The sequence below is a fragment of the Acidovorax sp. FG60 genome (assembly GCF_057808995.1).
This window is the reverse complement of the sequence record NZ_JBMDJC010000009.1, coordinates 98,245-125,074: the sequence shown is the minus strand read 5'-3', so window position 1 is coordinate 125,074 and position 26,830 is coordinate 98,245. Positions and strand designations below refer to the sequence as shown.

General features: G+C 64.2%; 30 protein-coding genes. 2 read left to right on the top strand and 28 right to left on the bottom strand.

All coding sequences use genetic code 11. The annotated features are described in order from the left end of the window. Positions 1-94: 94 nt before the first annotated feature. The 5 genes from ACODS0_RS15125 to hisI form a co-directional block, all read right to left on the bottom strand. The gene (locus ACODS0_RS15125; protein WP_488835853.1) at positions 95-451 is read right to left on the bottom strand and encodes a histidine triad nucleotide-binding protein; all 357 of its coding nucleotides are present in this window, start codon (positions 449-451) and stop codon (positions 95-97) included. A 164-nt stretch (positions 452-615) separates the two neighbouring features. Further along, positions 616-1,680: a patatin-like phospholipase family protein gene (locus tag ACODS0_RS15120; protein WP_121507439.1), complete on the bottom strand. Its 1,065-nt coding sequence runs from the start codon at positions 1,678-1,680 to the stop codon at positions 616-618. Then, positions 1,673-2,059 (bottom strand): DUF4870 family protein, encoded by a 387-nt coding sequence (locus ACODS0_RS15115; RefSeq protein WP_055399217.1) that lies wholly within the window; start codon positions 2,057-2,059, stop codon positions 1,673-1,675. The genes ACODS0_RS15120 and ACODS0_RS15115 overlap by 8 nt, the downstream gene beginning before the upstream one ends. Then, positions 2,056-2,430: a phosphoribosyl-ATP diphosphatase gene (locus ACODS0_RS15110; protein WP_055399375.1), complete on the bottom strand. Its 375-nt coding sequence runs from the start codon at positions 2,428-2,430 to the stop codon at positions 2,056-2,058. Before ACODS0_RS15110 ends, ACODS0_RS15115 begins: the two co-directional genes overlap by 4 nt. A 20-nt stretch (positions 2,431-2,450) precedes the next feature. Then, on the bottom strand, positions 2,451-2,849 hold the full coding sequence (hisI, locus tag ACODS0_RS15105) for a phosphoribosyl-AMP cyclohydrolase (RefSeq protein WP_176889144.1): 399 nt from the start codon (positions 2,847-2,849) through the stop codon (positions 2,451-2,453). On the opposite strand from hisI, the gene ACODS0_RS15100 reads away from it, so the two are divergent. Beyond that, the gene (locus tag ACODS0_RS15100) at positions 2,839-3,081 is read left to right on the top strand and encodes a hypothetical protein (RefSeq protein WP_228898915.1); all 243 of its coding nucleotides are present in this window, start codon (positions 2,839-2,841) and stop codon (positions 3,079-3,081) included. The genes hisI and ACODS0_RS15100 overlap by 11 nt on opposite strands. Before the next feature lie 8 nt (positions 3,082-3,089). Here ACODS0_RS15100 and ACODS0_RS15095 read toward each other — a convergent pair whose 3' ends face one another. The 9 genes from ACODS0_RS15095 to ACODS0_RS15055 form a co-directional block, all read right to left on the bottom strand. Beyond that, complete coding sequence (locus tag ACODS0_RS15095) at positions 3,090-3,665, bottom strand: hypothetical protein (protein WP_488835852.1); 576 nt, start codon at positions 3,663-3,665, stop codon at positions 3,090-3,092. Then, complete coding sequence (hisF, locus tag ACODS0_RS15090) at positions 3,662-4,462, bottom strand: imidazole glycerol phosphate synthase subunit HisF (protein ID WP_121422436.1); 801 nt, start codon at positions 4,460-4,462, stop codon at positions 3,662-3,664. The genes ACODS0_RS15095 and hisF overlap by 4 nt, the downstream gene beginning before the upstream one ends. Before the next feature lie 122 nt (positions 4,463-4,584). Then, positions 4,585-5,325 (bottom strand): 1-(5-phosphoribosyl)-5-[(5-phosphoribosylamino)methylideneamino]imidazole-4-carboxamide isomerase, encoded by a 741-nt coding sequence (hisA, locus tag ACODS0_RS15085; RefSeq protein ID WP_121422435.1) that lies wholly within the window; start codon positions 5,323-5,325, stop codon positions 4,585-4,587. A gap of 65 nt (positions 5,326-5,390) precedes the next feature. Then, the gene (gene hisH, locus ACODS0_RS15080; RefSeq protein ID WP_055399227.1) at positions 5,391-6,068 is read right to left on the bottom strand and encodes an imidazole glycerol phosphate synthase subunit HisH; all 678 of its coding nucleotides are present in this window, start codon (positions 6,066-6,068) and stop codon (positions 5,391-5,393) included. Between the two features lie 51 nt (positions 6,069-6,119). Beyond that, a complete protein-coding gene (gene hisB / locus ACODS0_RS15075; protein ID WP_121422434.1) occupies positions 6,120-6,758 on the bottom strand; it encodes an imidazoleglycerol-phosphate dehydratase HisB in 639 nt (212 codons plus the stop codon). Continuing rightward, positions 6,755-7,876, bottom strand: a complete 1,122-nt coding sequence (gene hisC / locus ACODS0_RS15070) for a histidinol-phosphate transaminase (RefSeq protein WP_306553168.1) — start codon at positions 7,874-7,876, stop codon at positions 6,755-6,757. Before hisC ends, hisB begins: the two co-directional genes overlap by 4 nt. Beyond that, entirely contained in the window at positions 7,873-8,325 is a 453-nt protein-coding gene (locus ACODS0_RS15065; RefSeq protein WP_056060234.1) for a PIN domain-containing protein, read from the bottom strand. Before ACODS0_RS15065 ends, hisC begins: the two co-directional genes overlap by 4 nt. Before the next feature lie 14 nt (positions 8,326-8,339). After that, positions 8,340-8,564: a hypothetical protein gene (locus ACODS0_RS15060; RefSeq protein ID WP_015012682.1), complete on the bottom strand. Its 225-nt coding sequence runs from the start codon at positions 8,562-8,564 to the stop codon at positions 8,340-8,342. 60 nt (positions 8,565-8,624) lie between these two features. Continuing rightward, positions 8,625-10,079 carry an aminotransferase-like domain-containing protein gene (locus tag ACODS0_RS15055; protein WP_487255607.1) on the bottom strand — a complete coding sequence of 485 codons (1,455 nt, stop codon included), beginning with the start codon at positions 10,077-10,079 and terminating at the stop codon, positions 8,625-8,627. 151 nt (positions 10,080-10,230) lie between these two features. Between ACODS0_RS15055 and ACODS0_RS15050 the strand changes: the two genes are divergently transcribed. Next, positions 10,231-10,641, top strand: coding sequence for a DUF2917 domain-containing protein (locus tag ACODS0_RS15050; RefSeq protein ID WP_121507443.1), 411 nt, complete (start codon positions 10,231-10,233; stop codon positions 10,639-10,641). Here ACODS0_RS15050 and hisD read toward each other — a convergent pair. From hisD to ACODS0_RS14980, 14 genes are all read right to left on the bottom strand, one after another. After that, positions 10,628-12,010: a histidinol dehydrogenase gene (gene hisD / locus ACODS0_RS15045; protein ID WP_055399237.1), complete on the bottom strand. Its 1,383-nt coding sequence runs from the start codon at positions 12,008-12,010 to the stop codon at positions 10,628-10,630. The genes ACODS0_RS15050 and hisD overlap by 14 nt on opposite strands. A 19-nt stretch (positions 12,011-12,029) precedes the next feature. After that, positions 12,030-12,677, bottom strand: a complete 648-nt coding sequence (hisG, locus tag ACODS0_RS15040; protein ID WP_121508815.1) for an ATP phosphoribosyltransferase — start codon at positions 12,675-12,677, stop codon at positions 12,030-12,032. A gap of 11 nt (positions 12,678-12,688) precedes the next feature. Continuing rightward, positions 12,689-13,963, bottom strand: coding sequence for a UDP-N-acetylglucosamine 1-carboxyvinyltransferase (murA, locus tag ACODS0_RS15035; RefSeq protein WP_488835851.1), 1,275 nt, complete (start codon positions 13,961-13,963; stop codon positions 12,689-12,691). 97 nt (positions 13,964-14,060) lie between these two features. Then, entirely contained in the window at positions 14,061-14,303 is a 243-nt protein-coding gene (locus ACODS0_RS15030; protein WP_010462096.1) for a BolA family protein, read from the bottom strand. A 13-nt stretch (positions 14,304-14,316) separates the two neighbouring features. Beyond that, positions 14,317-15,072: an ABC transporter permease gene (locus ACODS0_RS15025; RefSeq protein ID WP_121507446.1), complete on the bottom strand. Its 756-nt coding sequence runs from the start codon at positions 15,070-15,072 to the stop codon at positions 14,317-14,319. Further along, positions 15,069-16,007 carry an ABC transporter ATP-binding protein gene (locus tag ACODS0_RS15020; protein WP_055399246.1) on the bottom strand — a complete coding sequence of 313 codons (939 nt, stop codon included), beginning with the start codon at positions 16,005-16,007 and terminating at the stop codon, positions 15,069-15,071. Before ACODS0_RS15020 ends, ACODS0_RS15025 begins: the two co-directional genes overlap by 4 nt. 58 nt (positions 16,008-16,065) lie before the next feature. Then, complete coding sequence (locus ACODS0_RS15015) at positions 16,066-16,338, bottom strand: STAS domain-containing protein (protein ID WP_055399248.1); 273 nt, start codon at positions 16,336-16,338, stop codon at positions 16,066-16,068. A gap of 9 nt (positions 16,339-16,347) precedes the next feature. Beyond that, complete coding sequence (locus tag ACODS0_RS15010; protein ID WP_055399250.1) at positions 16,348-16,992, bottom strand: MlaC/ttg2D family ABC transporter substrate-binding protein; 645 nt, start codon at positions 16,990-16,992, stop codon at positions 16,348-16,350. Positions 16,993-17,167: 175 nt separating this feature from the next. Beyond that, positions 17,168-17,962, bottom strand: coding sequence for an MlaA family lipoprotein (locus tag ACODS0_RS15005; protein WP_055399252.1), 795 nt, complete (start codon positions 17,960-17,962; stop codon positions 17,168-17,170). After that, the gene (gene mlaD / locus ACODS0_RS15000; RefSeq protein ID WP_121507448.1) at positions 17,959-18,447 is read right to left on the bottom strand and encodes an outer membrane lipid asymmetry maintenance protein MlaD; all 489 of its coding nucleotides are present in this window, start codon (positions 18,445-18,447) and stop codon (positions 17,959-17,961) included. The genes ACODS0_RS15005 and mlaD overlap by 4 nt, the downstream gene beginning before the upstream one ends. A gap of 34 nt (positions 18,448-18,481) precedes the next feature. Beyond that, positions 18,482-19,264, bottom strand: coding sequence for a lipid asymmetry maintenance ABC transporter permease subunit MlaE (mlaE, locus tag ACODS0_RS14995; RefSeq protein ID WP_055399256.1), 783 nt, complete (start codon positions 19,262-19,264; stop codon positions 18,482-18,484). Continuing rightward, positions 19,261-20,079 carry an ABC transporter ATP-binding protein gene (locus tag ACODS0_RS14990; protein ID WP_121422427.1) on the bottom strand — a complete coding sequence of 273 codons (819 nt, stop codon included), beginning with the start codon at positions 20,077-20,079 and terminating at the stop codon, positions 19,261-19,263. Before ACODS0_RS14990 ends, mlaE begins: the two co-directional genes overlap by 4 nt. A 401-nt stretch (positions 20,080-20,480) precedes the next feature. Continuing rightward, positions 20,481-21,959 carry a glutamate synthase subunit beta gene (locus ACODS0_RS14985; protein WP_176888461.1) on the bottom strand — a complete coding sequence of 493 codons (1,479 nt, stop codon included), beginning with the start codon at positions 21,957-21,959 and terminating at the stop codon, positions 20,481-20,483. A 48-nt stretch (positions 21,960-22,007) separates the two neighbouring features. Beyond that, entirely contained in the window at positions 22,008-26,741 is a 4,734-nt protein-coding gene (locus ACODS0_RS14980; RefSeq protein ID WP_121422425.1) for a glutamate synthase-related protein, read from the bottom strand. Between the last annotated feature and the right edge of the window lie 89 nt (positions 26,742-26,830).

Below are 26,830 nucleotides of genomic sequence, written 5' to 3'. Positions count from 1 at the left end.
AACGAATTGCAATCATTTTAGACGGGGGGCGTGACAGGAGTTCACAGCCCAAGCAGAACTGCGGGAATCTCCCTGCACGACCCGTCAGCCTGGTTCAGCCTTTGAGCCACGGACGGGGACCGCCCATCACATGGATATGGAGGTGGTGGATTTCCTGCCCACCTTCAAGCCCCGTGTTTACCACGACGCGAAAGCCACCCTCCGGGTACGGGTTGCAGCCCTGCTCCATTGCCAGCTTCGGCGCCAGCGCCATCATGCGCCCCAGCACACCCGTGTGTTCCTCGGTGACCTGCGCCATCGAAGGGATATGCAGCTTGGGCACCATCAGAAAGTGCACCGGCGCCCAGGGGTGGATGTCGTGGAAGGCGAAAATTTCTTCGTCTTCATAGACCTTCTTCGAAGGAATCTGGCCTGCGATGATTTTGCAGAAGAGGCAGTTCGGATCGTGCATGAGGAAAATGTCAGTACAAAATTAACAGGTCACCAGGCGCTGCTCGCCATCCAAAGCGGTCGCAACCGGCGCGCGCGAAGCCAGTGCCACCGTGGAACTGGCTTTGCCAGGCCACGGGTGGCGTCCCCCAAGGGGGAAGGCGCCGTAGGCGGCACAGGGGGGCTTCATGTATTTTCAGCGATATTGATGGTGGGCCGCACACCCACATCCTTGCGGTGCGCGTGCAGCCATTCCTGCCCGGCCGTGCGGCCGAGGGCGAAAAGCTTGCGCACAAAGGCCATGTCTGCACGGGCCTTGCTGTCGGCGCCAAAGGGCTCCAGCACGGCGCCGCCGTCGATGCGGTGCATGCGCACGCTTTTGTAGCGGCGCGCATCCAGCTTGCCCTCGGCCAGCAGACGGCGCACGAACTCGATGGCGCGCAACTCGGCCAGCAGGCTGGCATTGAAGGTGACTTCGTTCATGCGCTCCATGATTTCCTGGCCTGAGTGGGGCAGATCCAGATGTTCGATGGGGTTGATCTGCACAAGCAGGATGTCGGAGGTCTCGGTCTGATAGATCAGCGGGTGCAACGCAGGGTTGCCCGAATAGCCGCCGTCCCAGTAATGCTCACCGTCGATTTCCACGGCCTTGAACAGCGCTGGCAGGCAGGCCGACGCCATCACGGCATCCGCGCTCAGCCGGGGGCCAGAGAAGATTTCGCCGCGCCCGGTGCGCACGTTGGTGGCGCACACAAACACCTTGGGCCCGCCCGCCGCAGCGCTGGCGCGGCGCACAGTGCACAGCAGGTCAAAGTCCACCTCGCGCTCCAGCAGGCGGCGCAGCGGGTTGATGTCGAGCGGATTGGTCTGGTAGGGCGAGAGCCACTGGCGCATCAGCCCCATCATGGGGTTGGCGGCCGACAGGGGCGAGCCCCACATCAGGCTGCCCAGCGTGCCCACGCCCTCCCACAGCCGGGTAAGCGTTTCACGCGCCTGGACGCAACCGGCCAGGTGCGCTTCGTGCGGGTCTTTGTGCTCCTGCGCGGCTTTGGCAAAGCCGTGCGCCATGGCCACGGCATTCATCGCGCCGGCGCTGGTGCCGCTCACGCCATCAAACTGCCACTGGCCATCCTCCAGCAAGGCATCCAGCACACCCCAGGTGAGCGCACCGTGGGAGCCCCCACCCTGCAGGGCCAGGTTCAGCCGCGGCAGGGATGACAGGTGCGACAGGGACGCCGTCGGTTCAGGCATCCACCGCCTGGTTCTTGCTCATGGCCAGCATGCCGCGCACGATGCGGTACAGGAACCACAGGGAGATCACAACCCATACGGGGTTAAAGAGAAACAATCCCAGCAGCCAGAACGGCGCGGTGACGATGTAAAGCACGCCCGCCCAGATCACGGTGCGGATGCGCCACGAAAAATGATTGGCCTGCCAGGTGCCTTCGGCATCGCCGCGTTTGACGAGATCGAGCACCAGCGCAATGACGAGCAGCAGCGCGCTGGCTTGCGCACCCGGCAGCACGGCCCCCACGGCCACGATGAGGTGCAGCACATAGCTGACCCAGCCGATGTTCTTCAGGCCCTGGGCTTTTTGCTCATTGCTTTGCACGTCGATGATGTCGTTCATGGTGCTCCTTCTTCGGCAGTGCGCGCAACCACCTTGCGCAAGGCTTTTTCCTCGATGCCGCTGGTGCCCTCGCGGCGCTCCAGCTCGGTCAGAACATCGGCAGGCGTGAGGCCATAGTGGGCCAGGGCCACCATGGAGTGGAACCACAGGTCGGCCACTTCGTAAACCAGCTTGGACTTGTCGGCGCCGTGGTCCACATCCTTGGCCGCCATGACGACTTCGGTGGCCTCCTCGCCGATCTTCTTCAAAAACGCATCCGGCCCCTTGTGCAGCAGGCGCGAGACATAGCTCTTGTCGGGATCGCCACCGTTGGCAGGCTTGCGGCTTTCAATCACATCGGCAAGGCGTGCGAGGGAATCGTTGGAACTCATGGTCTTGTCGTCCATTGCCATTACTTGTAGATGGATTCAGGGTCTTTCAAGACCGGATCGACCGCGTGCCAGGCTCCGTCCTTGAGCACGCTGAAAAAACAGCTGTGGCGGCCTGTATGGCAGGCGATGCCAGGCTCGTGGCCGAGCTGGGTGACCTTGAGCAGCACCACATCGTTGTCGCAGTCCAGGCGGATCTCGTGCACGGTCTGCACGTGGCCGGACTCTTCGCCCTTGAACCACAGCTTCTTGCGCGAGCGGCTGAAGTACACGGCGCGGCCGAGTTCTGCCGTCTTAGCAAGGGCCTCGCGGTTCATCCAGGCAAACATCAGCACGTCGCCCGTGCCCTGCTCCTGCGCAATCACGGGCACCAGGCCCTGCGCGTCCCATTTCACTTCGTTGAGCCAGTTCATGGGCGGGATTGTCGGTGATTTGAATGACCAGCCCGCCTGCCGGGCGAGCGGTTTTGAGGTCATTTTTGCCTCTAGCGCTTATCCATCAAGCGCTAGCAGCTATCAAAATGAGAGTTCAATGAAAAAACAGATGCATCGTCGGGCAGCTTGCAGCCAATTGCAGCACTGCGCAGCGCGTAAATCTGACTACAAAAACAATAGCTATCAGCGCTTTCACACTCAGCGCCAGAACCACTTTTGATCGAAGATTTACTTTGCCACGGTCAAAAACACCCACTTGCGATCCCAGTTCTTGCGGCCCAGGTACTTGATGGCAAACGCATAGCGCCCCGGGGGCAGAAAATCCTGCGTGAGGGTTTCCTGCTGCGTCACCACGGGCTGGCCATTGACGCGCACGCTTTGCTGCGCTACCAGCTCCGATTCGCTCTCCAGGTCTTGGCCGTCTAGGGCATAGACGGTGACATCGGGCTCTTCCTTCTCATCGCCCACCAGCGGCAAACCCAGCGTGTTGGCGCGGGTTTCCACGTCCAGCGCGAGCGTGCCCAACACGGGTTCGCGCACGATCCAGTGCACGTCACGCACATTGCTGTTCAGCGTCTGGAGCAGGGCCTTGAGCCTCTCGAATTCGGCCTTGTCGGCAATCACCTCCACCGGCTTGCCGCCGATGGTCGCGTCAAAGCAGCGGCCAATGCGGTGCACGCAGGGCAGGCGCTCAGAAAAACTCGCATACGACGGGGGCGGCACCTGCTGCGCCGCAGCGGGCAGTGCCATGGCCGCCAGGGCCACCACCAGCGCCCAACGCGCGCCCGCGAATGGCGTCGTCACAGACGCACCGGAATGCCGCGCTCGGCCATGCGGGCCTTGGCCTGGCCCACGGTGTATTCGCCGTAATGGAAGATGCTGGCGGCCAGCACCGCGTCGGCACCACCGGTCTGGATGCCGTCGGCCAGGTGGTCCAGGTTACCCACCCCGCCCGAGGCGATCACGGGCACGCTCACCGCATCGCTCACTGCGCGGGTCAGCTCCAGGTCAAAGCCTGCCTTGGTGCCGTCGCGGTCCATGCTGGTCAGCAGGATTTCGCCCGCACCGCGCTGCGCCATCTCGGTGGCCCAGGCGATGGCGTCCAGGCCGGTGTTCTTGCGCCCCCCGTGGCTGTACACGTCCCAGCCCGCACCCACGGGCTGACCGTTGGCGCCCAGGCGCTGCGCATCCTCGGCCGAGCGGCGCTTGGCGTCGATGGCCACCACGATGCATTGAGCACCGTACTTGGCAGACACGGCGTTGATGACGTCAGGGTTGGCAATCGCGGCCGAGTTGAAACTGGTCTTGTCGGCGCCCGCATTGAGCAGCCTGCGTACGTCTTCCACAGTGCGCACGCCGCCACCCACGGTGAGTGGAATGAACACCTGGCTGGCCACGGCCTCGATGATGTGCAGGATGAGGTCACGGCCATCGCTGGTGGCGGTGATATCGAGGAAGGTGAGCTCGTCAGCGCCCTGCGCGTTGTAGCGCGCGGCAATTTCGACCGGGTCGCCTGCGTCGCGCAGCTCGACGAAATTGACGCCCTTGACCACACGGCCTCCGGTGACGTCAAGACAGGGAATGATTCGTTTTGCGAGCATGTCAGTGAGCGATTCGTTGATTAGGCGCTACCGAGGCCAGCAGACGCCGTGGAACTGGCTTCGCCAGGCCACTGGCGTCGTCCCCTGGGGGAAGCGGCGAAGCCGCTCAGGGGTGATCGGTTTCAGCCGTTCAGTTCGTCGGCACGCGCTTGCGCCGCAGCAAAGTCGAGGTCGCCGCTGTAGATGGCACGGCCACAGATCACACCTTCGACGCCTTCGCTCTCCACCGCGCACAGCTGCTCGATATCGGTCATGTTCGACAGGCCGCCCGAGGCGATCACGGGGATGCTCAAAGCCTGGGCCAGCTTCACCGTGGCGTCGATGTTGATGCCCGAGAGCATGCCGTCGCGGCCGATGTCGGTGTAGATGATGGATTCGACGCCCCAGTCCTCGAACTTCTTGGCCAGGTCCACGACCTCGTGGCCGGTGAGCTTGCTCCAGCCGTCGGTAGCGACCTTGCCGTCCTTGGCGTCGAGCCCCACGATGATGTGGCCGCCGAAGGCGCTGCAGGCGTCCTTCAGAAAACCGGGGTTCTTGACCGCAGCCGTGCCGATGATCACGTAGCGCAGGCCGCCGTCGATGTATTTCTCGATGGTGTCCAGGTCGCGGATACCGCCGCCCAACTGCACGGGAATGTCGTCGCCCACCTCTTTCAGAATGGACTTGATGGCGCTGTAGTTCTTGGGCACGCCCGCAAACGCACCGTTCAAGTCCACCAGGTGCAGGCGGCGTGCACCGGCATCCACCCATTTGCGCGCCATGGCGGCGGGGTCTTCACCAAAGGTGGTGGATTGGTCCATATCGCCTTGTTTGAGGCGTACGCAGTGGCCGTCTTTGAGGTCGATGGCGGGGATGAGCAGCATGGTGGTGAAGTTCGGGTGAAAAAGGGCGAGACGCAGCTCGGCCCGAACGGGTGGCGGTTAAGGGATCAGGGATTCCAGTGCAGAAAATTGCGGTACAGGGCCAGGCCATGCTCCGCGCTTTTCTCCGGGTGAAACTGGGTCGCAAAAATATTATCGCGTGCAATGGCGGCGGCGAACAAACCGCCGTAGTCCGTTTGCCCTGCGCAGTGGGCAGGATTTTGCGGCACGGCGTAGAAACTGTGCACAAAGTAAAAGTAGCTGCTGTCCGGCACGCCAGCCCACACCGGGTGCACGCCACCGCCGTGGTGGGCGTGGGGCATCTGCCGCACCTGGTTCCAGCCCATCTGGGGCACTTTGAAGCGGCTGCCGTCAGGCTGGGTGCGGCCTGCCAGGTCAAACTTGAGCACGTCGCCAGGGATCAGGCCCAGGCCCGGCGTATCCCCCTCGGCGCTGTGGTCCAGCAGCATCTGCATGCCCACGCACACGCCGAACATTGGCTTGGAGGCCGCGGCTTCGAGCACCGATTCCTGCAGGCCGGACTCGCGCAGCTCGCGCATGCAGTCGGGCATGGCGCCCTGCCCTGGCAGCACGATGCGCTGGGCGGCGCGCACGTCTTCGGGGCGCTGGGTGACGACCACGGTCCAGCCCGTGCCCTCGGCGGCGGCCTGCACGGCCTGCGACACCGAGCGCAGGTTGCCCATGCCGTAGTCCACGACCGCCACTGTTTTTGCTTCCATATTCATAGCTACTAGCGCTTATCCATCAAGCGATAGCGCCTGATTTAACCCAAAATTTCACAACGAACCCTTGGTGGAGGGGATGACACCGGCCGAGCGCGGATCACGCTCCAGCGCCGCACGCAGCGTGCGCCCGAACGCCTTGAAGATGGTCTCGCACTGGTGGTGTGCGTTGACGCCCTTGAGGTTGTCGATGTGCAGCGTGACGCCCGCGTGGTTCACAAAGCCCTGGAAGAACTCGAACACCAGTTGCGTGTCGAGCTGGCCGATGCTGCCGGAGGTGAACTTCACATCCATGTGCAGCCCGGGGCGGCCCGAGAAATCCACCACCACACGCGACAGCGCTTCGTCCAGCGGCACGTAGGCATGCCCGTAGCGGCGGATGCCTTTCTTGTCGCCCACGGCGCGCGCAAAAGCCTGGCCCAGCGTGATGCCCACGTCTTCCACGGTGTGGTGGCCGTCGATGTGCAGGTCACCCTCGCAGTCGATGTCGAGGTCGATCAGCCCATGGCGGGCGATCTGGTCGAGCATGTGGTCGAAGAAGCCGATGCCGGTGTGCAGCTTCGCCTGGCCGGTGCCGTCGAGGTTGATGCGCACACTGATGCGCGTTTCGGCGGTGTTGCGGCTGACCTCGGCGATGCGGTCGGCCATCGGGTCGGCCGATGGGGCGGAAGGTACGAGTGCGGAGGAAGTCATAGGGAGGCTTGGAGTGCGGCCAGCATCTGCGCGTTGTCTTCGGCATTGCCTACCGTCAGGCGCAGGCAGTTGGCCAGCAATGGGTGCATTGTAGAAACGTTCTTGACGAGCACCTTGCGGTTTTTCATGCCCTCGTAGGCCTTGGCGGAATCCGCCACACGGATCAGCACCATGTTGGCCTCGCTGTCCCAGCACTTTTCGACACCCGGCATCTGGCGCAGGGCTGCGATGAGCGTGGTGCGTTCGGCACGGATCTCAGCGGCCTGGGCGGCAAAAACCTCGGTATGTTCCAGCGCAAACAGGGCGGCTTCGCAGTTGAGCACGCTCACGTTGTAGGGCGGGCGCACCTTGTCGATCTCGCTCACGAACGCCGAGGGCCCGATGAGGTAGCCCAGGCGCACGCCTGCCAGACCAAACTTGCTGAGCGTGCGCATGAGCAGCACATGGGCGTTGCGCGCGGGCTCGGCCCGCATGCGGTCGATCCAGGTGCGGCTGGCAAAGGGCTGGTAGGCCTCGTCCATGACGACGATGCCGCCCTGAGCGCCCGCGGCGTCGATGATGCGCTGCACTGCGCCCTCGTCCCACAGCGTGGCCGTGGGGTTGTTGGGGTAGGCGATGTAGGTGATGGCGGGGTTGTGCTGCGCGATGGCGGCCAGCATGGCGGGCTCATCCAGCTCGAAGTCGGGCGTGAGCGGCACGCCGACAAAGTCCAGGCCCTGCAGCTGCGCAGACAGCGGGTACATCACAAAACCCGGCATGGGCGCCAGCATGGTGGCGCGCTGGCCCGTGCCGGGCTGTGCGCAGGCCAGGGCCAGCAGGGTGATGAGTTCGTCCGAGCCATTGCCCAGCACCACGCCGTAGCCCTCGGGCATCCCGGCGTATTTCGCGAGCGCCGCCTTCAGGTCCAGCAGGCGGTCGCCGGGGTAGCGGTTGAGCGCCACCGCGCCCAGGCGCTGGCCCAGCGCGGCCTGGAGGTGCGCGGGCAGGCGGAACGGGTTCTCCATCGCGTCCATCTTGAGCATGCCGGTGGAGGGCTGCACGCCGTAAGCGTGCATGGCGCGCACGTCGGGGCGGATACGGGCCAGGGCTTGGAGAGGAGACGACGCAGGAGTAGTCATTCGGTGGTGTCCAGTTCGTTGGGGGTGACAAGAAAAGGGTTGATCGGCCGCACGGCGTCCATCGGCTGGTCGTGTGGCAACGCTTCGGTGAGCAGGTAGCGGCAGCCCTGCTGGTGGGCGGACGAGAGGATGAGCGCATCCCAGTAGCCCAGGCGGTAGCGGTCCTGCAGGTCCCAGGCGCCGTCGACGGTGTAGGAATCGAGGTGCGGCGGCAGCCACACGCGCAGGCGGCGCACCTGGGCGCGTACCTGCTGCAGCACGTGGGGGCCATCAAAACGCTGGATGGCCTGGTTGTACAGCTCGTTGAGCACCTGCGAGCTGATGCGGCCGCTGCGCGTCTGCCAGCAAAAGCTGATCCATTCGCGCGCCCGCGCCTGGCGCTCGGCATCGCGGTCGTCCACGCTGGCGAGCAGGATTTCGGTATCGACAAAGATGGGGACGGTGGCCATGCGTTTTGCCCGGTTCAGCGCAGAAACAGGGTTTCGCGCGGCACATAGGGCCCACTGGACGCGCCCCAGGATTCAAACCCAAGTGCCTCGCGCATGGCCTGTGCGTAGGCGTCTTCCTGGCGCATCTTTTCGGCCAGCCATTCACCGAGCAGGCGCGAGACGCTGCTGCCGCGCTTGGCGGCTTCCACGCGCACCCATTCGGCAACGGTGTCGTCCATGGTCACGGTGATGTTTTTCATGGATTAAATATTACACGAACTTCGTGCACCACGAACTTCGTGTTGATTAAAACACCACAATCAAGCCGCCTTGCGCTGTGCCCCGCCCTGCAGCATCTGGCACGCCATGTCACCCACGGTGCGCAGCGCCTCCAGATGGGCAGGCGACCAGTCGCCGCCCACGCCAATGCGCAGGCAGTTGCGGAACCGCCCGCTGGCGCTGAACACCGTGCCGGGTGCGATCAGGATCTGCCGGGCCAGGCAGGCCTCGTGCAGTTGCACGGAATCGAGCGCGCGCGGCAGCTCCAGCCACAGCAGCAGGCCGCCGGGCGGGTCACTCACGCGCGTACCCTGCGGGAAGTGCGCGGCAATCACATGGCGCACCTCATCCATGCGCGCCGCCACGGCCGCACGCAGCTGGCGCATGGCGGCGGCGTGGCCCGTCTGGGTGATGAGGTCGGCCAGGGCCAGCTCCAGCACGGCGGACTGGCCACCCGCCTGCAGGTCCTTGATGGCGCGCAGCTTGTCGGCCCAGCGGCCGGCCTCCAGCCAGCCCAGGCGCAGGCCCGGCGCCAGCGTCTTGGAGAACGAGTCGCACAACATCACATGGCCTGTGGTGTCGTACGACTTGACGGTGCGGCGCATCTCGTCCACCTCGACCAGGTCGTTGTAGATCGCGTCCTCGATGACCGCCATGTCGTGCCGCGCCGCCATCTGCACCAGGCGCCTGCGCTCGGCCTGGGGCATGCAGCTGCCCAGCGGGTTGCTGAGCGTGGGCACCACCATCACAGCCTTGACGGGCTGGGTGTCCAACGCCAGTTGCAGCGCATCAAGAGACAGTCCGTTGCGCGGGTGGGTGGGAATCTCCAGCGCCTTGAGGTGCAGGCCCTGCAGCACCTCCAGAAACGAAAAATGCGTGGGTGACTCCAGCGCCACCACGTCGCCCGGCTGCGTCACCGCGCGCAGACACAGCGCAATGCTGTCCATGCAGCCCCCGGTGATCACGATGTTCTCGGGGTCCAGGCTGCAGCCCAGGCTGACGGCGTAGCGCGCCAGCGCACGGCGCGCGTCCTCATGGCCCGACGAACCGGGGTAAGTGCACAGCAGGTTGCGGTGGCGCTGCGCGGCGCGCACCACGGCGCGGCGCACGCGGTCGGGGTTGAATAGCTCGGGGCCAGGCGTGCCGCTGCTGTACGAAATGATGTCCACCGGCTGGTTGCGCCCCAGGATGCGCTGGCCCAGCCAGTCCACCGACACCTCGCGCGGGCGGCGCATCGGGCGCGGTGTGCTGGGCTCGGGCAGGCTCACCGGCCGCGCCGCCACAAAAAAGCCTGAGCGCGGGCGCGCGGTGATCAGGCGCGCATCCTCCAGCCAGTGGTAGGCCTGCACCACCGTGGTCTGCGCCACGCCGTGCTGGCGGGCCAGTTCGCGCACCGACGGCAGCTTTTCGCCGCGCGCGAGCGTGCCATTGCGGATCAGCTGCGCGAGTTGCTCGGCAATCTGGAGGTACAGCGGGGGTGCGTCATCGGTGGCCATGCTGCATTCTGTACTGGCCCTCTGGTCGATAGACAGTACAGAGGCATCCCAGTACGACCAGTACAGATGGGTTGGTTTGCTGTTCTGTACTGGCCCAGATTGTGCAGGCCTGTGGCTGGTGGCGCATCGCAGGTGGCCGCACAGTGAAGGCATGAACACGCTGCACACCCCCACCCCACCGTCGCCCGCACTGCCCAGCCAGCCTGCGGTTCCTCTCACGCTGCAATGGAAGCGCCAGCCCCTGCCGCCGCTGCAGGCCGTCCAGGTGCTGGACTTCCGCGCGGGCGAGATCGCCCTGCTCGAAGTCGAACAGGGCCGCGTCTGGGTGACCTGTGATGGTCTGCTGGAGGATTACTTTCTGGAGGCCGGCCAGCGCCTGTCCTTCACCGGACCCGTGCGACTGCGGGTCAGTGCCGAAGGCCACCGGCCCGCGCGGCTGAACTGGGCACAACACCGGGCGGTGGCAGGAGCCGCCTGTCCACCTGCACCCGCCGCATCCCAGCCCAAGGCGTCGGCCCCCACACAGGGTGCCCTGCCCCGGGGGGCGATCAGCGCGGCTTGACTCCAGCCTTGAGCCGCATCTCGGCCGCCTGCGCGTGGGCCTGCAAGCCCTCGCCGTAGGCCAGCTCGGCGGCGATGGTGCCCAGCACCTGGGCACCAGCTTCGCTCACCTCGATGATGCTGCTGCGCTTCTGGAAGTCGTACACGCCCAGCGGGGAGGAGAAGCGTGCCGTGCCGCTGGTGGGCAGCACGTGGTTGGGGCCTGCGCAGTAGTCGCCCAGGCTTTCGGAGGTGTAGGCGCCCAGAAAGATCGCGCCCGCGTGGCGCAGCAAAGGCTCCCAACGGTGCGGGTCGGTGCTGCTCACTTCCAAATGCTCCGGAGCGATGCGGTTGCTGATCGCGCAGGCTTCTTCCATGTCCTTGGTGAGGATCAGCGCGCCCCGGCCGGTAAGGCTCTTGGCGATGATCTCGGCGCGCGGCATGGTGGGCAGCAGGCGGTCGATCTCGCGCTGCACGGCGTCGAGGTAGGCGGCGTCAGGGCACAGCAGGATGCTCTGCGCCAGCTCGTCATGCTCGGCTTGGCTGAAGAGGTCCATGGCCACCCAGTCGGGCGGTGTGGTGCCATCGGCCAGCACCAGGATTTCGCTCGGGCCCGCGATCATGTCGATGCCCACGGTGCCGAACACGCGCTTCTTGGCGCTGGCCACATAGGCGTTGCCGGGGCCGGTGATCTTGTCCACCTTGGGCACGGTGGCCGTGCCGTAGGCCAGCGCGGCCACGGCCTGGGCGCCGCCGATGGTGAAGGCGCGGGTCACACCGGCCACGTAGGCGGCGGCCAGCACCAGCTCGTTGCGCTCGCCCTTCGTCGAGGTGCCCTCGCCCGTTCCGCCGGTCGCCACGCTGCCACGCACGGGGGTGGGCACGACCATGATTATTTCCTGCACTCCCGCTACGTGGGCCGGGATGGCGTTCATCAGCAGGCTCGACGGGTAGGCGGCCTTGCCGCCGGGCACGTAGATGCCCACGCGGTCCAGCGGCGTGACCTTCTGGCCCAGCAGAGTGCCGTCCTCGTCGCGGTAGCTCCAGCTCTCTCCCGACGCCTTCTTCTGCGCCTCGTGGTAGCTGCGCACGCGCTTGGCGGCTGCCTGCAGCGCGTCGCGCTGGGCCTGGGGGATGGCGTCAAACGCGGCCTTGAAGTCGGCCTGGGTCAGCTCCAGCGCGGCCATGTTCGGTGCCGAGAGGCCGTCGAAGCGGGCGGTGTATTCCAGCACCGCCGCATCGCCGCGCTTTTGCACGTCGGCCAGGATGTCGGCCACGCGCTGCTCGATGGCCGCGTCGGTGTCGGCAGACCAATGCAGGCGGGCTGCAAAATCAGCCTCAAAAGTGGCCGCAGCGGTGGACAGACGGGCGGGAGCAGCTACCAAAGTCATAGTGCGTTCTACGGTGGGTTCAGTTCTTGGGGGCAGGGATGGCCGAAGCAAACGCATCAATGATGCGGCGCAGCGGTGCCTGCTTGAGTTTGAGCGCGGCCTGGTTGACCACGAGGTAGGAGCTGATGTCCATGATGCGCTCGACCTCCACCAGGTGGTTGGCCTTGAGCGTGTTGCCGGTGGACACCAGGTCGACGATGGCATCGGCCAGGCCGATGAGCGGCGCCAGTTCCATGCTGCCGTAAAGCTTGACCATGTCGACATGCACGCCCTTGGTGGCAAAGAAGTCACGCGCAATCGACGTGTACTTGGTGGCGACCTTCAGGCGCGAGCCCTGCTTGACAGCACGCTCGTAGTCGAAGTCGTTGCGCACGGCAACGCTCACGCGGCACTTGGCAATCTGCAGGTCCAGCGGCTGGTACAGCCCCTGGCCACCGTGTTCGATCAGGGTGTCCTTGCCGGTCACGCCGATGTCGGCACCGCCGTATTCCACGTAGGTGGGCACGTCGGTGGCACGCACCAGCACCACGCGCACGTTGGGCTGGTTGGTGGGCAGGATGAGCTTGCGCGACTTTTCGGGGTCTTCCAGCACCTCGATGCCTGCGGCGGCTAACAGCGGCAGGGTTTCGTCAAAGATGCGGCCCTTGGACAGGGCCAGGGTGATCATGTTGCCGGTGCTCATGCTTTCAGTCTTTCAATGTCGGCGCCCATGCCGCGCAGTTTGGCTTCCATACAGTCGTAGCCACGGTCCAGGTGGTAGATGCGGTCCACCACGGTTTCGCCGTCGGCCACCAGGCCCGCGATGACGAGGCTGGCCGATGCACGCAGGTCGGTGGCCATCACGGTGGCGCCGGACAGGCGGGGCACGCCTTCGATGACCGCCACCTTGCCATCGGTCTGGATCTTGGCACCCAGCCGCACCAGTTCATTGACGTGCATGAAGCGGTTTTCAAAAATCGTCTCGGTCACCGTGGCCGTGCCCTGCGCAATGCAGTTGAGCGCCATGAACTGGGCCTGCATGTCGGTGGGGAAACCCGGGTACTCGGTGGTGCGAAAGCCCTGTGCCTTGAGCGTGGCGCCGCCCGCGCTTTGCACGCGGATACCGCCCTCGACCGCTTGCACGGTGGCACCGGCCTCACGCAGCTTTTCGATCACCGCATCCAGGTGGTCGGCGCGGCCATGGCGCAGCATCACATCACCGCCCGTGGCTGCCACAGCGCAGAGGAAGGTGCCAGCCTCGATGCGGTCAGCCACCACGCGGTGGGTGCAGCCGTGCAGTTGGTCCACGCCCTGGATGCGGATGCGGCTGGTGCCGTGGCCTTCGATCTTCGCGCCCATGGCGATCAGCATCTCGGCCAGGTCCGAAATTTCGGGCTCTTGCGCGGCGTTTTCCAGCACCGTCTCGCCTTCGGCCAGCGCAGCGGCCATGAGGAAGTTCTCGGTGCCCGTCACCGTGACCATGTCGGTGGTGATGCGCGCGCCCTTCAAACGCGTCCAACCCGCAGGCAGCTTGGCGATCATGTAGCCGTGCTCGACCACGATCTCGGCGCCCATGGCGGCCAGGCCCTTGATGTGCTGGTCCACCGGGCGCGAACCGATGGCGCAACCACCGGGCAGCGACACCGTGGCCTCGCCAAAGCGGGCCAGCAGCGGGCCCAGCGCCAGCACGGAGGCGCGCATGGTCTTGACCAACTCGTACGGCGCCTCGGGCGTGTTGAGCGCACTGGCGTCGATGCGCACCGTGCCGTCGTCGGCGCGCTCTGCGGTCACGCCCATATTGCGGATGAGCTTGAGCATGGTGCTCACATCCTGCAGCTGGGGCACGTTGAGCAGGGTCACCGGGTCGGCGGTGAGCAGCGCGGCACACAACTCCGGCAAGGCGGCGTTCTTGGCGCCAGAGACCAGCACCTCGCCTTGCAAGGTGCGTCCGCCGCGAATCAGGAGTTTGTCCATCTCTATCTAACAACCAAAATATGAATGAAAATGGCCCTTAGCGCTTATCTATCAAGCGTTAACAGCTATCAATAAATGAGTACCTAGGCGGGCAGCGTCACTGCGCTTGCGCCGCCCACTCGGCGGGGGTGAAGGTCTTCATCGACAGCGCGTGAACTTCATCCGTATGCATTTTCGCGCCCAGAGTGGCGTACACGCGCTGGTGGCGTTGGATGGCGCGCTTGCCCTCGAACTCGGCCGAGACGATGGTGGCGTACCAGTGGCGCCCATCGCCCTCCAGCGTGATGTGTTCGCAGGCCAGGCCGGCGGCGATGATGTCTTTGAGTTGGTCAGCGGTCATGTTGGGCTCGGAATCAGTTGCGAATTTTGTAGCCGGTGCGCAGCAGGTGCACGGCGAGAAAGCTCACGGCCAGCCAGGCGATGCCCACGATGCTGAGGCTGAGCCAGGGCGAGGTATCGCTCTGGCCAAAGAAGCCATAGCGGAACCCGTCAATCATGTAGAAAAACGGGTTGAGGTGGCTCACGGTCTGCCAGAACGGCGGCAGCGACTGGATGGAATAGAACACGCCCGAGAGGAACGTCATGGGCACGACCACGAAGTTTTGGAACGCGGCGAGCTGATCAAACTTGTCGGCCCACAGCCCGGCAATGAGCCCCAACGTGGCCAGCAGGCCCGCGCCCAGCACCGCAAACACCAGTATCCACAGCGGCGCCGCAAACTCTGGCCGCGCAAAAGCCAGCGTGACGATGAACACACCCAGCCCCACCACCAGCCCGCGCACCATGGACGAGCCCACATAGGCCACAAACCAGGCCCAGTGCGACAGCGGCGTGAGCAGCACAAACACCAGACTGCCCATGATCTTGCTCTGGATCAGGCTCGACGAGCTGTTGGCAAAGGCGTTTTGCAGCACGCTCATCATCACGAGGCCGGGCACCAGAAAGGCGGTGTAGCTGATGCGGTCGTAGACCTTGACGTGGTCTTCGAGCACGTGACCGAAGATCAGCAGGTACAACACGGCCGTGAGCACCGGCGCGGCAACGGTCTGGAAGCTGACCTTCCAGAACCGCAGGACTTCCTTGTAGAACAGGGTCTGCCAGCCGGTCATAGCGCGACACCTTCGAGTGGGATGTTGGACGCAGACGTACCGGACATCACCTGCAAGAACACATCCTCCAGGTCCGGCCTGCGGATCTCCATGTCATGCACCTCTACGCCCGCTACGCGCAGCGCTGCCAGGTGGCTTTCGATCTCTGCGGCGTCGTGCGCGGGCAGTTGCACGATACGACCGGTGACACGCGCCGCCATCGCCAGGGCGGGTGGCAAAGCCGCATCGGTCTTGAACTGCAGGATGCTGCCTGAAGCCGCCTGCAGCAGTTCGCTGGTGCGGTTCAGCGCTACGATCTGGCCGGACTTGAGCATGGCAATGCGGCCACACAGGGCTTCGGCTTCTTCCAGGTAATGCGTGGTCAGCAACACCGTGTGGCCTTCCTTGTTCAGGCGCGCGACAAAGTGCCAAAGGGTCTGGCGCAGCTCCACGTCCACGCCAGCCGTTGGTTCATCGAGCACGATGATGGGCGGCTTGTGCACCAGCGCCTGCGCCACGAGCACGCGGCGCTTCATGCCGCCCGACAGTTGCCGCATGTTGGCGTTGGCCTTGTCGGTAAGGCCCAGGTTCTCCAGCAGCTCGTCGATCCAGGCGTCGTTGTTCTTCACGCCGAAATAGCCGGACTGGATGCGCAGCGATTCGCGCACATTGAAGAAGGGGTCGAACACCAGTTCCTGCGGCACCACACCGAGCTTGCGGCGCGCCTCGGCGAAGTCGGCCTGCACGTCGCTGCCCTGCACCAGCACACGGCCGCTGCTGGCGCGCGCCAGGCCCGCGAGGATGCTGATCAGGGTGGTTTTACCGGCACCGTTGGGGCCGAGGAGTCCGAAGAACTCGCCCTCCTCAATGTCCAGGTTGACCTGGTTCAGTGCCTGAAAAGGGCCTTTGGGCGTGGCAAAGGTCTTGGAGATGGCTTGGAAGGAGACTGCGGGCATGAAGCCCCTGATTTTACGGCCTTGCCCCGAACTGCGTTATGGCGGAGGGTATGCACCCTCAGGACACGGGCGTGAGCAAGGTGCCAACGCCGTACAAGCCCGCCATGCCGCGCAGCGCCGTGGGCAACCCCTGCACGGCAAAGGTCTTGCCCACGGACAGCGCCTCACGCCGGCATTCCAGCAGCACGGCCAGGGCCGAGCTGTCAAACACCGTCATCGCGCTCGCATCCACCACCACACCACTTTCACGGTGCACGCGCAGCCCCTGCAGAAGCATCTGCAGGCAGGCTGTGGCCTGGCGGTGGGTCAGCTCGGGGGGGAGAACCAGCATGGAGGAGGCTCAGCCCTTGGCGGTGGAGTTGGCTTTGTTGCGCGCAGCCAGGGTCTCGATCAGGCCATCAATGCCCTTGGCGTTGATCTCCTGGGCAAACTGGCCCCGGTAGGTTTCCACCAGCCAGACACCCAGCACATTCAGGTTGTAGATCTTCCAGCCTGCGCCGTCGCCAGGGGTTTTTTCGAGGCGGTAGTCCAGCTGAATGGGGTCGCCACGGCCCACGATTTCGGTGCGCACCAGCACGTCCTTGTCTTCGGGCGCAGCGCGCAACGGCTTGACCTGGATGCTTTGGTCGTTGACCTGCGCCAGCGCACCCGCATAGGTGCGCACCAGCAAGATCTTGAACTCGTCCTGCAGGCGTTTTTGCTGCTCGGGCGTGGCCTGGCGCCAGCCTGGCCCCACGGCAGCGGCAGTCATGCGGCGAAAGTTGACGTTGGGCATCACGGTCTTGTCCACCAGCGCGATCACCTTGGTCAAGTCGCCGCCCTGAATCGCCTTGTCGGACTTCACAGTGTTGAGCACGTCGGTGGACAGGCGCTTGATCATCGCGTCCGGCGCTTCGTCTGCCGCCAGAGCGGCCAGCGGCAAGCCCAGAGATGCCACGGCGGCAGCACACAGTGCCAGGTGGCCCAGGGAACGTCGGTTCATCATGTCCTCTATCCTCTACTTTCTCATTCAGTCATGAGCCGCCATCCGGCATGCCCGTGTTGCATTGTGGTGGCCGCAGAAACAACGCATGCGTCGCGGGCGTTGCGGTGTGCAAGCAAGTGCAACACGATCGCCCGCGCTATGGCCGCCATCGGCGGGCAGCCCCCTGGAAATCACCTCAACGGGGAGGCTCTTGCGGCAGCACGCCGTCGTTGCCGTCTTTGCCATCCGAGCCCTTGCTGTTCTGGGGCTCGCCAGCCTGGCTGCGCACCTGCAGGAAAACGTCCCGCGTGAAGCTGTACTTGTCCAGCGCGGCACTGTCGAGGACGGAGCTTGCCCGCAAAAGATTGGCGCGCGTGTCCACCACCCGCAGTGCATACAGCGTGTTCCGGGCCGAGACCGGGTCCACATAGCTCACCACGTTGCCTTTCATGTCCACCGGCAGCGCAAAGGTGTCGCGCACCGTGGACGGGCCGAGAACCGGCAGCACCAGGTATGGGCCAGTTCCCACGCCCCATCGGCCCAGCGTCAGGCCAAAGTCCTGCTTGTAGCGGTCTATGCCCAGCTCACTGGCGATATCGAGCACCCCGCCGAGACCCATGAAGGTGTTGACATTGACGCGCATGAACGTCGAGGCGGCAGCCTCCGCGCGCAGTTGCAGCACGTTGTTCACAAACGACCAGACATCGCCGATGTTGGCGAAAAAGTTGCTCACCCCCGTGCGCACGGGGGCGGGCGCGATGTCCTGGTAGGCAATCGCTACCGGCTTGAGCACCATGGCATCAACTTGCTCGTTGAAGTTGGTCATGCTCCGGTTGTAGGATTCCAGCGGATCACGCGGGTCGGGATTGGCCACGGTGGCACAGCCCGAAAGCAGCGCACCGGCCAACAGCAGCGCCGAACCGCCCAGCGCACGTGGCAAGCCCTGCTGCTTGGAGCCGGTGGGCAGGGTGGTTGTTTCAAAGTTCTTCATTTCTTGTCACCTGCCCCTGCGGGCTTACCGCCGTCTTCGGCTTTGCTGTAGAGAAACTGTCCAATGAGGTTTTCGAGCACCACGGCAGACTGGGTCGCGGTGACCATGTCGCCCGCAACAAGGTTCTTCTCGTCCGCCCCGGCCTCAATACCGATGTACTGCTCACCCAACAGGCCGCTGGTGAGAATCTTGAGGGAGCTGTCCTTCGGGAAAGCGTAGCGGTTTTCCATCGCCAGCGTCACCCGCGCCTGGTAGGTCTTGTCGTCGAACGTGATGGACTCCACACGCCCGACCACCACGCCCGCACCGCGCACCGCAGCCTGGGGCTTGAGCCCGCCGATGTTGTCAAAACGCGCCGTGATGCGGTAGCCGGACTGGAAATTCAGGCTCAGCAAATTGGCGGACTGGAGCGCCAGAAACACCAGCGCCACGGCACCCAGCATCACGAACAGCCCAACCCAGAGATCGTTTTTGGAGCGTTGCATTGTTTATTTCCTCTTCACTGCCAGCATCGCCAGCTCAGATACTGAACATCAGGGCCGTGAGGACGAAGTCGAGCCCCAGCACGGCCAGGCACGCCATCACCACGGTGCGCGTAGTGGCACGCGACACGCCCTCGGGCGTGGGCTTGGCAGTAAAGCCCTGCAGCAACGCCACAAAGGTGACGGCAACGCCGAACACCACGCTTTTGAGCACCCCGTTGCCCACGTCTTTCCACACGTCAACGCCGCCCTGCGTCTGGCTCCAGAAAGCGCCGGGGTCGATGCCGATCATGAGCACGCCCACGCTCCAGCCACCAATCACCCCCACCGCACTGAACACCGCCGCCAGCAGGGGCATGGTGATCACGCCGGCCCAGAAGCGGGGCGCCAGAATGCGCTGGACGGGGTCCACCGCCATCATTTCCATCGCGCTGAGCTGCTCGCCAGCACGCATCAAACCAATCTCGGCCGTCAGCGACGTGCCCGCCCGCCCCGCAAACAGCAAGGCGGTGACCACGGGCCCCAGCTCCCGCACCAGCGACAGCGTGACCAGAAGACCCAGCGCTTCTGCTGAACCGTAGCGCTGCAGCGTGTAATACCCCTGCAGCCCCAGCACCAGCCCTACAAACAGGCCGGACACTGCGATGATGGCCAGCGAGTAGTTGCCCAGAAAATGCACCTGGTCGCGCACCAGCGAAGGCCGCATGAAGGTGGCACCCACCATCCGCACCAGCCGTACAAAAAGACGCGCGCCCATGCCAATGTCGGCCAGCTTTTGGCGCACGGCAAAACCGACATCGGAGGGGTTGTACCAGCTCACCGTGCACGCCCTCCCACAGGTCCGAAGTCCTGCACCTCGTCAGGGCCAGGGTAATGAAAGGGTACCGGCCCTGTGGGCAAGGCATTGACAAACTGGTGGACCAGGGGGTCCGTGCTGGCACGCACCTCATCTGGCGTGCCCTGAGCAGCCACCACGCCAGCCCCGAGGATGATCACGTGGTCTGCCAGCCGGAAGGTTTCCTCCAGGTCGTGCGAGACCACGATGCTCGTGAGGCCCATTGCATCATTGAGCTGGCGGATCAGCTGCGCCGCCGTACCCAGGGAAATGGGGTCCAGCCCCGCAAAAGGCTCGTCATACATGACCAGCTCCGGGTCCAGCGCAATGGCACGGGCCAGGGCCACCCGCCGGGCCATTCCCCCCGAAATCTCGCTGGGCATGAGATCACGTGCGCCGCGCAGGCCCACGGCATGCAGTTTCATGAGGACCACGTCGCGGATCAGCGCTTCGGAAAGGTCGGTGTGCTCCCTGAGCGGAAAGGCCACATTCTCGAAAACACTCAGGTCAGTGAACAACGCCCCGAACTGGAACAGCATCCCCATCCGGCGACGGACGGCGTACAAGCCAGACGCATCAAGGCGACCCACGTCCTGCCCATCAAACAGGACTTCACCGCCCGAAGCCCGCTGCTGCCCCCCTATCAGGCGCAGCACCGTGGTCTTGCCCCCACCGGAGGCACCCATCAGCGCCGTGACCTTGCCACGCGGCACGGTCAGCGAAACGTCGCGCAGGATGTCGCGGTCTCCGTAGGAGAACGTGACATTGCGCAGTTCGGCAAGGAGGGAGGGGTCAGGCATGCAAAAAAGATTCAGGATTCCGGGTCATCAGTCACCACACAGTGATTCCTCGGGCCGCAGGAAGCCGCGATGGTAGCTCAAGATGCAAACATACATACATGTATGTTTGCATCTTGAAGCATCTGCATCATGAGATGAATGATCGCTCAGACGCCATACAACCCCGGATTGACAGAACCCTCGATTGTGCCAATAAAGATGCGCAGACGTGGAAGGCGGGGCCATCCACCTGGACTGGCGGGCGCGCGCCGGGTCCAGTCGGTGGCCTCGCCCAAGAATGCGTCCGCCGCCCCTCCCCTCCCAACTGCCAGGGTCATATCCACCGATCGCTTTACGCCCTGACTAACCCGCCATGAAAAACGGCGCCGCAGCGCCGTTTCGATCGCATGTTCCGCAGCCGATCAGCGCGGCAGATCTGAGTAGCCCATGAGGAACTCATCGACTGCACGCGCGGCCTGACGGCCTTCGCGGATGGCCCAGACGACCAGCGACTGACCACGCCGAATGTCGCCAGCAGCGAAAACCTTGGGCACGTTGGTGGCATAACCGCCATCGAAGTCGGTCGTGGCGCGGGCATTGCCCCGGGCATCCTTGTCCACGCCAAAAGCTTCCAGCACGGCAGCCACCGGGCTCACAAAGCCCATGGCCAGCAGCACCAGATCGGCCTTCAGGATCTTCTCAGACCCGGCCACCTCGACCATCTTGCCGTCCTTGAACTCCACACGCACGGTCTTGAGGCCGGTGACCTTGCCCTTTTCGCCGATGAACTCCTTGGTGGAGATGGCGAACTCGCGCTCGCAACCCTCTTCGTGGCTGGAGCTGGTGCGCAGCTTGATCGGCCAGTAAGGCCAGGTCAGCGGGCGGTTTTCCTCTTCGGGCGGCTGGGGCATCAACTCAAACTGGGTGACGCTCACGGCGCCATGGCGGTTGCTGGTACCCACGCAGTCGCTACCGGTGTCGCCGCCACCAATCACGATGACGTGTTTGCCATCGGCGCGCAACTGGCCCTTGAGCTTGTCGCCGGCGTTGACCTTGTTCTGCTGCGGCAAGAACTCCATCGCGAAGTGGATGCCATCGAGGTCACGGCCCGGCACGGGCAGATCGCGCGATTGCTCAGCGCCACCGGTCAGCAGCACGGCATCGAACTCCTTGTTCAACTGCTCGGGCGTGACAGTTTCCTTGGCCCAGTTGGTGACCTTGGAATCTTTGCCCAGTCCGTCCTTGGCGGCGCCCACGAACACGCCGGTGCGGAAGACCACGCCTTCGGCTTCCATCTGCTTGACGCGGCGGTCAATGTGCGACTTCTCCATCTTGAAGTCCGGAATGCCGTAGCGCAGCAGCCCGCCCACGCGGTCGTTCTTTTCAAACAGCGTGACGCTGTGGCCAGCGCGCGCGAGTTGCTGTGCTGCCGCCATACCTGCGGGGCCAGAGCCCACCACGGCCACCTTCTTGCCCGTTTTGTGCTTGGCAACGCGTGGCTGTACCCAGCCCTCCTCCCACGCACGGTCAATGATCGCGTGCTCGATGGACTTGATGCCCACGGCGTCGTCGTTCACATTGAGCACGCAGGCGGCCTCGCAGGGTGCGGGGCAGATGCGGCCGGTGAACTCGGGGAAGTTGTTGGTGCTGTGCAGCACCTCAATCGCGCTCTTCCAGTCCGCGTGGTACACCAAATCGTTGAAGTCCGGAATGATGTTGTTTACCGGGCAGCCGTTGTTGCAGAACGGCGTGCCGCAGTCCATGCAGCGCGCGCCTTGCACCTTGGCCTGGCTTTCATCCAGCCCGATGACAAATTCCTTGTAGTGCTTCAAGCGCTCGGGCACAGGCTTGTAGCCCTCTTCGATGCGCTCGTATTCCATGAAGCCGGTAGTTTTTCCCATGACGATGTCCTTGTCTATGAATGCTGTGCGAAGGTGGGTGACGTCGCCTTACTTGGCGGGTGCCACTTCTTTTTTGGTAGCAGCTACCGCTGGTGTAGCGGACTCCTCCAGCACTTTTCGTTCATAAATTTCAGCCAACGCACGCTTGTACTCGGTCGGGAAGACCTTGACGAACTTGCTGCGCGATGCGGCCCAGTTGTCGAGCAGTTCGCGTGCCCGCTTGCTGCCCGTCCAGCGGTTGTGGTCTTCCAGCAGCTTCTTGAGCTGGGCTTCGTCGGTCTGTCCGTTGTGCCAGATCGAGCGTGGCACCGTGGCTTCCTGCTCGGTGGCGGGCAGGATGCGCTCCAGCGTCACCATGGACATGTTGCAGCGGGTGTCGAACTGACCGTCTTCGTCGTACACGTATGCCACGCCGCCGCTCATGCCCGCCGCAAAGTTGCGGCCGGTCTTGCCAAGCACCACCACGGTGCCCCCGGTCATGTATTCGCAACCGTGGTCGCCCGTGCCCTCCACCACTGCGGTGGCGCCCGATAGACGCACGGCGAAACGCTCACCGGCAACGCCGCTGAAGAAGGCTTCGCCCGTGGTGGCGCCGTACATCACGGTGTTGCCAACGATGGTGTTGCGCACGGCGTCACCGCGGAAATCGATGCTGGGGCGCACGACCACGCGGCCTCCCGACAGACCCTTGCCCGTGTAGTCGTTGGCGTCGCCGATCAGGTACAGCGTGATGCCGCGCGTGAGGAACGCACCGAACGACTGGCCGCCCGTGCCTTCGAGCTGGATACGGATGCTGTCGTCGGGCAGGCCTTCGGGGTGCACGCGGGTGACAGCGCCTGACAGCATGGCGCCGACCGAGCGGTTCACGTTGCGCGCCACCTCGATGAACTGCACGCGCTCGCCCTTTTCAATGGCGGGCTTGCTGCGTTCGATGAGCTTGCGGTCCAGCGTGTGCTCGATGTTGTGGTCCTGCACGTCCACGTGGAAGCGCGGCACATCGGCGGGCACGTTGGGCTGGGCGAACAGGCGGCTGAAGTCCAGGCCACGTGCCTTCCAGTGTTCCAGTCCCTGGCGCATGTCGAGCAGATCGGTGCGGCCGATCAGGTCGTCGAACTTGCGAATGCCGAGCTGGGCCATGATCTGGCGCACTTCTTCGGCGATGAAGAAGAAATAGTTCACCACGTGCTCGGGCTTGCCCGAGAACTTCTTGCGCAGCTCGGGGTCCTGGGTGGCCACGCCCACGGGGCAGGTGTTCAGGTGGCACTTGCGCATCATGATGCAGCCTTCCACCACCAGCGGTGCCGTGGCAAAGCCGAACTCGTCCGCGCCCAGCAGCGCGCCGATGGCGACGTCGCGGCCGGTCTTCATCTGGCCGTCGGCCTGCACACGGATGCGGCCGCGCAGGCGGTTCAGCACCAGCGTCTGCTGGGTTTCGGCCAGGCCGATTTCCCAGGGGCCACCCGCGTGCTTGATGGACGACCAGGGCGAAGCGCCCGTGCCGCCGTCATGCCCTGCGATCACCACGTGGTCGCTCTTGCACTTGGCCACGCCTGCGGCGATGGTGCCCACGCCCACTTCAGAGACCAGCTTGACGCTGATGCCAGCGTGTGGTGCCACGTTCTTCAGATCGTGGATCAGTTGGGCCAGATCCTCAATGGAGTAGATGTCGTGGTGCGGCGGGGGCGAGATCAGGCCCACGCCGGGCACGCTGTGGCGCAGCTTGCCGATGTAGTTGGACACCTTGCCACCGGGCAGCTGGCCGCCTTCGCCCGGCTTGGCGCCCTGGGCCATTTTGATCTGGATCTGGTCGGCCGACGACAGGTATTCGGCCGTCACACCGAAGCGACCCGAGGCCACCTGCTTGATGCGGCTGCGCAGCGAGTCGCCGTCCTGCAGGGGCAGGTCGACCTCCACGTTCTCGGCACCAATCACGCTCTTGAGCGTATCGCCCTTCTTGATCGGGATGCCCTTGAGTTCGTTGCGGTAGCGTGCGGCGTCCTCACCACCTTCGCCGGTGTTGCTCTTGCCGCCGATGCGGTTCATGGCCACGGCCAGCGTGGCGTGGGCCTCGGTGGAGATGGAACCCAACGACATGGCCCCCGTGGCAAAGCGCTTGACGATTTCCTTGGCGGGCTCGACTTCGTCGACCGGAATCGCCTTGGCGGGGTCGATCTTGAACTCGAACAGGCCGCGCAGCGTCATGTGGCGCTTGCTCTGGTCGTTGATCAGCTGGGCGTATTCCTTGTAGGTGTTCCAGTTGTTGGCGCGCGTGCTGTGCTGCAGCTTGGCAATCGCATCGGGCGTCCACATGTGGTCTTCGCCCCGAGCGCGCCAGGCGTATTCGCCGCCGGCGTCCAGCATGGTCTCGAGCACGGGGTCGTCACCAAACGCGGCCTTGTGCATGCGGATGGCCTCTTCGGCGATCTCGAACACGCCGATGCCTTCCACGCGGCTGGCGGTGCCGGTGAAGTACTTGCCCACGGTTTCCGTGTTGAGGCCGATGGCCTCGAACAACTGGGCGCCGCAGTAGCTCATGTAGGTGCTCACACCCATCTTGGACATGATCTTGGACAGGCCCTTGCCGATCGCCTTGACGTAGTTATAGATGGCCTTGTCGGCCGACAGGTCGCCGCCCAGGTCCTTGTGCATCTCGGCCAGGGTTTCCATGGCGAGGTAGGGGTGCACGGCCTCGGCACCGTAGCCAGCCAGCACGGCAAAGTGGTGCACTTCGCGCGCGGTGCCCGTCTCGACCACCAGGCCGGCCGTGGTGCGCAGGCCCGCTCCCACCAAGTGCTGGTGGATGGCGGACAACGCCAGCAGCGCAGGGATTGCCACCTGGGTAGCGCTCACGGCGCGGTCGCTCACGATCAGGATGTTGGCGCCGCCCTTGATGGCATCCACGGCCTGCGCGCACAACGAGGCGAGCTTGGCTTCCACCCCCTCACGGCCCCAGTTCAGTGGGTAGGTGATGTCGATGGTCACGCTCTTGAACTTGCCTTGCGTGTACTTTTCGATGTCGCGCAGCTTGGCCATGCCGGCAAAGTCGAGCACGGGCTGGCTCACTTCGAGCCGCATCGGCGGGTTGACCTGGTTGATGTCCAGCAGGTTCGGCTTGGGTCCGATGAAGCTGTTGAGCGACATCACGATGGCTTCGCGGATCGGATCGATCGGCGGGTTCGTCACCTGGGCGAACAGCTGCTTGAAGTAGTTGTACAGCGGCTTGTTCTTGCCCGACAGCACAGCCAGCGGACTGTCATTGCCCATCGAGCCAATGCCCTCTTCACCATTCTTGGCCATGGGCGCCATCAGGAACTTGATGTCTTCCTGCGTGTAACCGAAGGCCTGCTGGCGGTCGAGCAGCGGCAGATCGGCAGGCTGCGGTGCGGCCACTTGCGCGCCCGCGTCAATGCTGTCGAGCTTGATCCGCAGGTTTTCGATCCACTGCTTGTAGGGCTTGGTGTTGACGATGTTGGCTTTTAGCTCGTCGTCGTCGATCATGCGGCCTTGTTCCAGGTCGATCAGGAACATCTTGCCGGGCTGCAGGCGCCACTTGCGCACGATCTTGTTCTCGGGCACCGGCAACACACCCGACTCGGAGCCCATGATGACCAGATCGTCGTCGGTGATGCAGTAGCGCGAGGGGCGCAGGCCGTTGCGGTCCAGCGTGGCGCCGATCTGGCGACCATCGGTGAACACGATGGAGGCCGGGCCGTCCCAAGGCTCCAGCATGGCAGCGTGGTATTCATAGAAGGCGCGGCGGCGCTCGTCCATGGTGGTGTGCTGCTCCCAGGGCTCGGGGATCATCATCATCACGGCTTGGCTGATGGGGTAGCCGGCCATGGTCAGCAGTTCGAGGCAGTTGTCGAACGTGGCGGTGTCGGACTGGTCGGCGAAGCTGATGGGGTAGAGCTTTTGCAGGTCGGCGGCCAACACCGGCGAGGCCATTACGCCTTCGCGCGCCTTCATCCAGTTGTAGTTGCCCTTGACGGTGTTGATTTCACCGTTGTGCGCCACATAGCGGTAGGGGTGGGCCAGCGGCCACTCGGGGAAGGTGTTGGTGGAGAAACGCTGGTGCACCAGACCGATGGCCGAGACGCAGCGCTCGTCGGACAGGTCCTTGTAGTACACGCCCACCTGGTCGGCCAGCAGCAGGCCCTTGTAGACCACCGTGCGGCTGGACATGGAGGGAACGTAGTATTCCTTGCTGTGCTTGAGCTTGAGGGCCTGGATGTTGGCGCTGGCCGTCTTGCGGATCACGTACAGCTTGCGCTCCAGCGCATCCTGCACGATCACGTCGTTGCCACGGCCGATGAACACCTGGCGCAGGATGGGCTCCTTCTTGCGCACGGTGGGGGACATGGGCATGTCCACATTGACCGGCACATCGCGCCAGCCCAGCAGTACCTGGCCTTCTGCCTTAATGGCACGCTCCATCTCCTGCTCGCAAGCCAAGCGGGAAGCATGCTCCTTGGGCAGAAAGATCATGCCCACACCGTATTCACCAGCCGCTGGCAAGGTCACGCCTTGCTTGGCCATCTCTTCGCGGTACAGCGCGTCAGGGATCTGGATCAGGATGCCGGCGCCGTCGCCCATCAGCGGGTCGGCACCCACCGCGCCACGGTGGTCGATGTTTTCCAGAATCTTCAGAGCCTGCGTCACGATGTCGTGGCGCTTGATGCCCTTGATGTGGGCCACAAACCCGAGGCCGCAGGCGTCGTGTTCGTTACCCGATGAATACAAACCGTGTTGTTGCAGATGCTGGATCTCGGCAGCCGTGGTCATGGCGCACTCCTATATTTTTCGCAGGGAGTGGAAGATTAGTGCATTGCAACATCTTTTGGCAAGAAAATTAATTAGGGTCAGATTCTTAA

Excerpts from the sequence above, each read along its gene's own strand:
- ACODS0_RS15125 (WP_488835853.1), bottom strand. The coding sequence starts at position 451 with ATGCACGATCCGAACTGCCTCTTCTGCAAAATCATCGCAGGCCAGATT.
- ACODS0_RS15120 (WP_121507439.1), bottom strand. The coding sequence starts at position 1,680 with ATGCCTGAACCGACGGCGTCCCTGTCGCACCTGTCATCCCTGCCGCGG.
- ACODS0_RS15115 (WP_055399217.1), bottom strand. The coding sequence starts at position 2,059 with ATGAACGACATCATCGACGTGCAAAGCAATGAGCAAAAAGCCCAGGGC.
- ACODS0_RS15110 (WP_055399375.1), bottom strand. The coding sequence starts at position 2,430 with ATGAGTTCCAACGATTCCCTCGCACGCCTTGCCGATGTGATTGAAAGC.
- ACODS0_RS15100 (WP_228898915.1), top strand. The coding sequence starts at position 2,839 with ATGGGCGGGATTGTCGGTGATTTGAATGACCAGCCCGCCTGCCGGGCG.
- hisF (WP_121422436.1), bottom strand. The coding sequence starts at position 4,462 with ATGCTCGCAAAACGAATCATTCCCTGTCTTGACGTCACCGGAGGCCGT.
- hisA (WP_121422435.1), bottom strand. The coding sequence starts at position 5,325 with ATGCTGCTCATCCCCGCCATCGACCTCAAAGACGGCCACTGCGTACGC.
- hisH (WP_055399227.1), bottom strand. The coding sequence starts at position 6,068 with ATGAATATGGAAGCAAAAACAGTGGCGGTCGTGGACTACGGCATGGGC.
- hisB (WP_121422434.1), bottom strand. The coding sequence starts at position 6,758 with ATGACTTCCTCCGCACTCGTACCTTCCGCCCCATCGGCCGACCCGATG.
- hisC (WP_306553168.1), bottom strand. The coding sequence starts at position 7,876 with ATGACTACTCCTGCGTCGTCTCCTCTCCAAGCCCTGGCCCGTATCCGC.
- ACODS0_RS15065 (WP_056060234.1), bottom strand. The coding sequence starts at position 8,325 with ATGGCCACCGTCCCCATCTTTGTCGATACCGAAATCCTGCTCGCCAGC.
- ACODS0_RS15060 (WP_015012682.1), bottom strand. The coding sequence starts at position 8,564 with ATGAAAAACATCACCGTGACCATGGACGACACCGTTGCCGAATGGGTG.
- ACODS0_RS15055 (WP_487255607.1), bottom strand. The coding sequence starts at position 10,079 with ATGGCCACCGATGACGCACCCCCGCTGTACCTCCAGATTGCCGAGCAA.
- ACODS0_RS15050 (WP_121507443.1), top strand. The coding sequence starts at position 10,231 with ATGAACACGCTGCACACCCCCACCCCACCGTCGCCCGCACTGCCCAGC.
- hisD (WP_055399237.1), bottom strand. The coding sequence starts at position 12,010 with ATGACTTTGGTAGCTGCTCCCGCCCGTCTGTCCACCGCTGCGGCCACT.
- hisG (WP_121508815.1), bottom strand. The coding sequence starts at position 12,677 with ATGATCACCCTGGCCCTGTCCAAGGGCCGCATCTTTGACGAAACCCTG.
- murA (WP_488835851.1), bottom strand. The coding sequence starts at position 13,963 with ATGGACAAACTCCTGATTCGCGGCGGACGCACCTTGCAAGGCGAGGTG.
- ACODS0_RS15030 (WP_010462096.1), bottom strand. The coding sequence starts at position 14,303 with ATGACCGCTGACCAACTCAAAGACATCATCGCCGCCGGCCTGGCCTGC.
- ACODS0_RS15025 (WP_121507446.1), bottom strand. The coding sequence starts at position 15,072 with ATGACCGGCTGGCAGACCCTGTTCTACAAGGAAGTCCTGCGGTTCTGG.
- ACODS0_RS15020 (WP_055399246.1), bottom strand. The coding sequence starts at position 16,007 with ATGCCCGCAGTCTCCTTCCAAGCCATCTCCAAGACCTTTGCCACGCCC.
- ACODS0_RS15015 (WP_055399248.1), bottom strand. The coding sequence starts at position 16,338 with ATGCTGGTTCTCCCCCCCGAGCTGACCCACCGCCAGGCCACAGCCTGC.
- ACODS0_RS15010 (WP_055399250.1), bottom strand. The coding sequence starts at position 16,992 with ATGATGAACCGACGTTCCCTGGGCCACCTGGCACTGTGTGCTGCCGCC.
- ACODS0_RS15005 (WP_055399252.1), bottom strand. The coding sequence starts at position 17,962 with ATGAAGAACTTTGAAACAACCACCCTGCCCACCGGCTCCAAGCAGCAG.
- mlaD (WP_121507448.1), bottom strand. The coding sequence starts at position 18,447 with ATGCAACGCTCCAAAAACGATCTCTGGGTTGGGCTGTTCGTGATGCTG.
- ACODS0_RS14990 (WP_121422427.1), bottom strand. The coding sequence starts at position 20,079 with ATGCCTGACCCCTCCCTCCTTGCCGAACTGCGCAATGTCACGTTCTCC.
- ACODS0_RS14985 (WP_176888461.1), bottom strand. The coding sequence starts at position 21,959 with ATGGGAAAAACTACCGGCTTCATGGAATACGAGCGCATCGAAGAGGGC.
- ACODS0_RS14980 (WP_121422425.1), bottom strand. The coding sequence starts at position 26,741 with ATGACCACGGCTGCCGAGATCCAGCATCTGCAACAACACGGTTTGTAT.